This window comes from Corallococcus sp. AB049A (assembly GCF_003668885.1).
In the GTDB taxonomy this organism is placed as follows: domain Bacteria; phylum Myxococcota; class Myxococcia; order Myxococcales; family Myxococcaceae; genus Corallococcus; species Corallococcus interemptor.
The window spans coordinates 1-4,136 of the sequence record NZ_RAWL01000599.1; the positions used below are offsets into that span (position 1 = coordinate 1).

Consider the following 4,136-nt stretch of genomic DNA (forward strand, 5'->3'; position numbering starts at 1 on the left):
CTCCCACCCCATGCACCGGCTCCTCGCTCCCCTCCTCCTCCTGCTCGTTGCCCTGGCCAGCGTGGCGGGGGGCGCCGTGTGGTTCATCCAGCGCGACCGGCAGTCGCTCGTGGAGCAGTTCGGGCGGGACCGGCAGGCCCAGCTGGACGAAGCCGCCAGCGGCGTCGCCCGGTCGCTGGAGGACCTGGGGGACAACCTGCGCTTCGCGAGCGAGCTGCTCGCCCAGCCCGGCTCCGCCGGGGACCACCACAACGAGCTGCGCGCCCTGCTGGAGGCCGTGGGCCAGTACCGGGCCATCGCCGTGCTGGGCCCGGATGGAGAGGAGCGCCTCTTCCTGGTGGACCACAAGTCGCGCCACCTGCCGAGGGACGCCGTCCATCCCCCGGCGCTCGTGGACACCGCGCGGCTGGCGCTCACGGCCCCGGTGGGGCACGTCATCCCCTCGCACCCCATTGAAGGCCCCGCGTCCTCCGGGTGGATGCGTGTCTTCGCCATCCGCATCGACTCCGACGAGCCCGGGGGCGGCGGCGCCGTCGCCATCCTCGTGGACACCGAACCGCTCTTCGCGCCGCTGCGCATGGTGACGGTGGAGGAGCACACGCGCCTGCTGCTCTTGGGCGCCCACGGCACGCCCGCGCCCATGAGCGACCCGGCGCTCGCGTCCTGGCACCGGCGGCTGGGGGAACCCGCGGGCTCGCTCGTGCCGGGCCTGCGCACGCTGGTGGCGAGGATGCGCGCGGGCGCCGCCGGGACGCTGCGGCTCAACGAGGCGGAGGCCACGCGCCTGGGCCTCGGGCCCGCGGACGCGGTGGCCACGTTCCGGCCCCTGCGCATGCGAGGCGAAGCGTCCTGGTCCGTGGCGACGCTCTCCTCCACCAGCGCCCTGCGCTCCCACGAGCGCACCCTGGTGCTGCGCCTGTCGCTGGCGGCGCTCCTCATCGCGGTGTTCCTGGTGGCCTTCGGGACCTACGTGGTGCTGGCCAACCGCCGCGCGGTGGCGCTCCAGGAGAGCCTTCGCCACGCCGCCCGGTTCGCGCACCTGCATGAGAAGACGCAGAAGATCCTCGACCACATCCCCACGGGCATCCTCGCCCTCGACCGCGAGGGCCGCATCAGCGCCGTGAACCAGGCCCTGCGCGCGCGCCTGCCCGCCACCGCCGTGGGCAGCACGCTGCCGGAGGCCTTCCCCTCCGCGCCCGCGGCGGCGGTGCAGCGGCTGGGCGCGATGGTGCTGGCCGCGCGGGACCAGGGCGCCGTGCGCAGCCTGCACGGCGAACCGCTCAGCCTCTTCAACGAGAAGGACCAGTTCAACGTCCACGCCGTCCCGCTGGAGCACGGCGACGGAGAGGCGAGCACGCTGCTGGTGCTGGAGGACCTGAGCAACGTGCGCATGCTGGAGGACCAGCTGTTGCGCGCGGAGAAGCTGGCCACGGTGGGCGTGCTCGCCGCGGGCGTGGCGCATGAGATCGGCACGCCGCTGGGCATCATCCGGGGCCACGCCGAGTACATGCTCCAGAAGGTCGGCGGCGTGGAGCACCCGCAGGGCCGGGGCCTCAACGCCATCGTCACGCAGATCGACCGGGTGAGCCGCATCATCCGCCAGCTGCTGGACCTCTCCCGCCTCCAGCCCGCGCGGGCCGGCGTCGTCCCGCTGGCCACCGTGGTGCGGGGCCTCCAGGAGCTGCTCGACGTGGAGGCCGAGCGCCGGCACGTCCACTTCGAGATGGACGTGCCCGAGCGGCTGCCCAGCCTCGCGGCGGACGCGGATCAGCTCCAGCAGGTGCTCCTCAACCTCACGCTCAACGCCTGTGACGCGTGCAGTGCCGGGGGCCACGTGCGGCTGAGCGCGTCCGCGTGCGTGGCGGGAGACACGCAGGCGGTGGAGATCCGCGTCCAGGACGATGGCCGCGGCATCGCGCCGGAGCACCTGCACCAGGTCTTCGACCCCTTCTTCACCACCAAGAAGCGCGGCCAGGGCACGGGCCTGGGCCTGAGCGTGGTGGCGCAGATCGTCCGCAATCACGGTGGCCAGGTGGGGGTCGAAAGCGAGCCCGGCCGGGGCACCGTCGTCACGCTGCGGTGGCCGGTGGCCGCCGCGTCCGGCTGGGAGGAACGGCATGCCGTCTAGCGCGCGCATCCTCGTCGTGGATGACCACGAGGAGATGGGCCAGATGTTGAAGGATCCCCTCACCGACGCGGGCTACCGCGTGGACCTGTCCACGGGAGGCGCGGACGCCATCGCCCAGCTCAAGGCCCGCGTCTACGACGTCGTGCTGTGCGACCTGCGCATGGAGGAGGTGGACGGGCTGGACGTGCTCGCGGCCGCGCGCAAGCACGACCCGGAGCTTCCGGTGCTGCTGATGACCGCCTTTGGCGCGGTGGAGAGCGCCGTGGAGGCCATGAAGCGCGGCGCCTGGCACTACCTCACCAAGCCCTTCCGCCTGGATGAGGTCCTGCTCCACGTGGGCCGCGCCCTGGAGGCCCGGCGCCTGAGGTCCGAGCACCGCGACCTGAAGCGCCAGGTGGCCCAGCGCGGCGGCCTGGGGGCGCTGTTGGGGCACAGCGCGCCCATGCGGACGCTCTACGAGCTCATCGACCGCGTGGCGGCCTCCGAGGCGCCGGTGCTCATCCGGGGCGAGAGCGGCAGCGGCAAGGAGCTGGTCGCGCGGGCGCTCCACTCGGAAGGCCCCCGCGACCCGGCGCCCTTCGTGGCGGTCAACTGCACCGCCCTGCCCCACGCCCTCTTGGAGAGCGAGCTGTTCGGCCACCTCAAGGGCGCGTTCAGCGGCGCCACCACCACGCGCCGGGGCCTCTTCGTGGAGGCGGACGGCGGCACGCTCTTCCTCGACGAAATCGGGGACATGCCCCCGGAGCTCCAGGCGAAGCTGCTGCGCGTGCTCCAGGACGGCGAGGTGCGCGCCGTGGGCGCGGACGGCTCGCGCAAGGTGGACGTGCGCATCCTCGCGGCCACGCATCAGGACCTGGAGGCGCGGGTGAAGGAAGGCCGCTTCCGCGCGGACCTCTTCTACCGGCTCAACGTCGTCTCGCTCCGGGTCCCCCCGTTGCGCGAGCGCACGGAGGACATCCCCAAGCTCGCGGAGCACTTCGTCGCCCAGGCCCGGGCGCGCAACCCGCGCTCGCCCGTCACCACCCTGGCCCCCGAAACCATCGCCACGCTCACGCGCATGCCGTGGCCCGGCAACGTGCGCGAGCTGGAGAACCTGGTGGAGCGCATGGTCGTCCTGGGCGCGCAGCCCACCGTGGACCTGGCCCAGCTGCGGCTGCACACCACGGACGCCGCGCCGGAGGTCCACCCGCTGGCGGCGGCCCAAGGACAGGTGGTGCCGCTGAGACAGCTGGAGGGTGAATACATCGCGTGGGTGGTCGCCCGCTGTGGAGGCAACAAGACGCGCGCGGCGGAGCTGCTGGGGATTGATGTCTCCACCATCCACCGCCGGGAGAAGACGGACAGCGGCGTTTCGCAACGCTAGGACGACGCGCTTTGCCAGTCATCGCGCCACCCCGCGCGACACGCCCGAGAGGAGGACCCCGGCACAGCCCTTGCTCATGTCTCAGGGCATGAACCGAACCCACCTGGTCCTCCTGATGTCAGTGATTGGCCTCACCGGTTGCGCGAGGCGCGCGGCCAACCCCAGCACCGCCGGCGCGGCGACCCACGCGCCGGCCCCCGCCGCCAGCGATAGAAGCAACGCGGCCAGGCCCGCGCCCGACGACACGGAGCAGGCGCTCGCGGCGCTCAACGCCGCGCCCATCTACTTCCCGCTCGACTCCTCGATCCTGCCGCCCGAGGCCACCGAGGAGCTGTCGCGCATCGCCCAGGCCCTGCGTCAGCGCAGCCAGGCGAAGGTGACGGTGGCGGGCCACACCTGCGAGCTGGGCACCACTGAATACAACGTCGCGCTGGGCCAACGCCGCGCCGCCAGCGTGCGCGCCTACCTGGTGAACCTGGGCGTCGAGCCCCAGCGCATCTCCGTCATCTCCTACGGCGAGGAGCGGCCCGCGGACGTGAACGCCCCGGAGAAGAACCGCCGCGCGGAGTTCTCCTTCCGGCTGGCGGAGCAGGCCCGCGCCGGCGAGCTGTAAGCCCTTTCGACCTTCACCGCCCCACCCATCCC

3 protein-coding genes are annotated in these 4,136 nt (G+C 73.0%); all 3 read left to right on the top strand.

Annotated elements, in window-relative coordinates:
• The first annotated feature begins 10 nt into the window (after positions 1-10).
• The 3 genes from D7X55_RS36870 to D7X55_RS36880 all read left to right on the top strand — a co-directional run bounded on the left by D7X55_RS36870 (position 11) and on the right by D7X55_RS36880 (position 4,104).
• Positions 11-2,128, top strand: a complete 2,118-nt coding sequence (locus D7X55_RS36870) for an ATP-binding protein (RefSeq protein WP_121725474.1) — start codon at positions 11-13, stop codon at positions 2,126-2,128.
• Entirely contained in the window at positions 2,118-3,491 is a 1,374-nt protein-coding gene (locus D7X55_RS36875) for a sigma-54 dependent transcriptional regulator (RefSeq protein WP_121725475.1), read from the top strand. The genes D7X55_RS36870 and D7X55_RS36875 overlap by 11 nt, the downstream gene beginning before the upstream one ends.
• An 88-nt stretch (positions 3,492-3,579) precedes the next feature.
• The gene (locus D7X55_RS36880; RefSeq protein WP_121725476.1) at positions 3,580-4,104 is read left to right on the top strand and encodes an OmpA family protein; all 525 of its coding nucleotides are present in this window, start codon (positions 3,580-3,582) and stop codon (positions 4,102-4,104) included.
• Positions 4,105-4,136 lie beyond the last annotated feature (32 nt).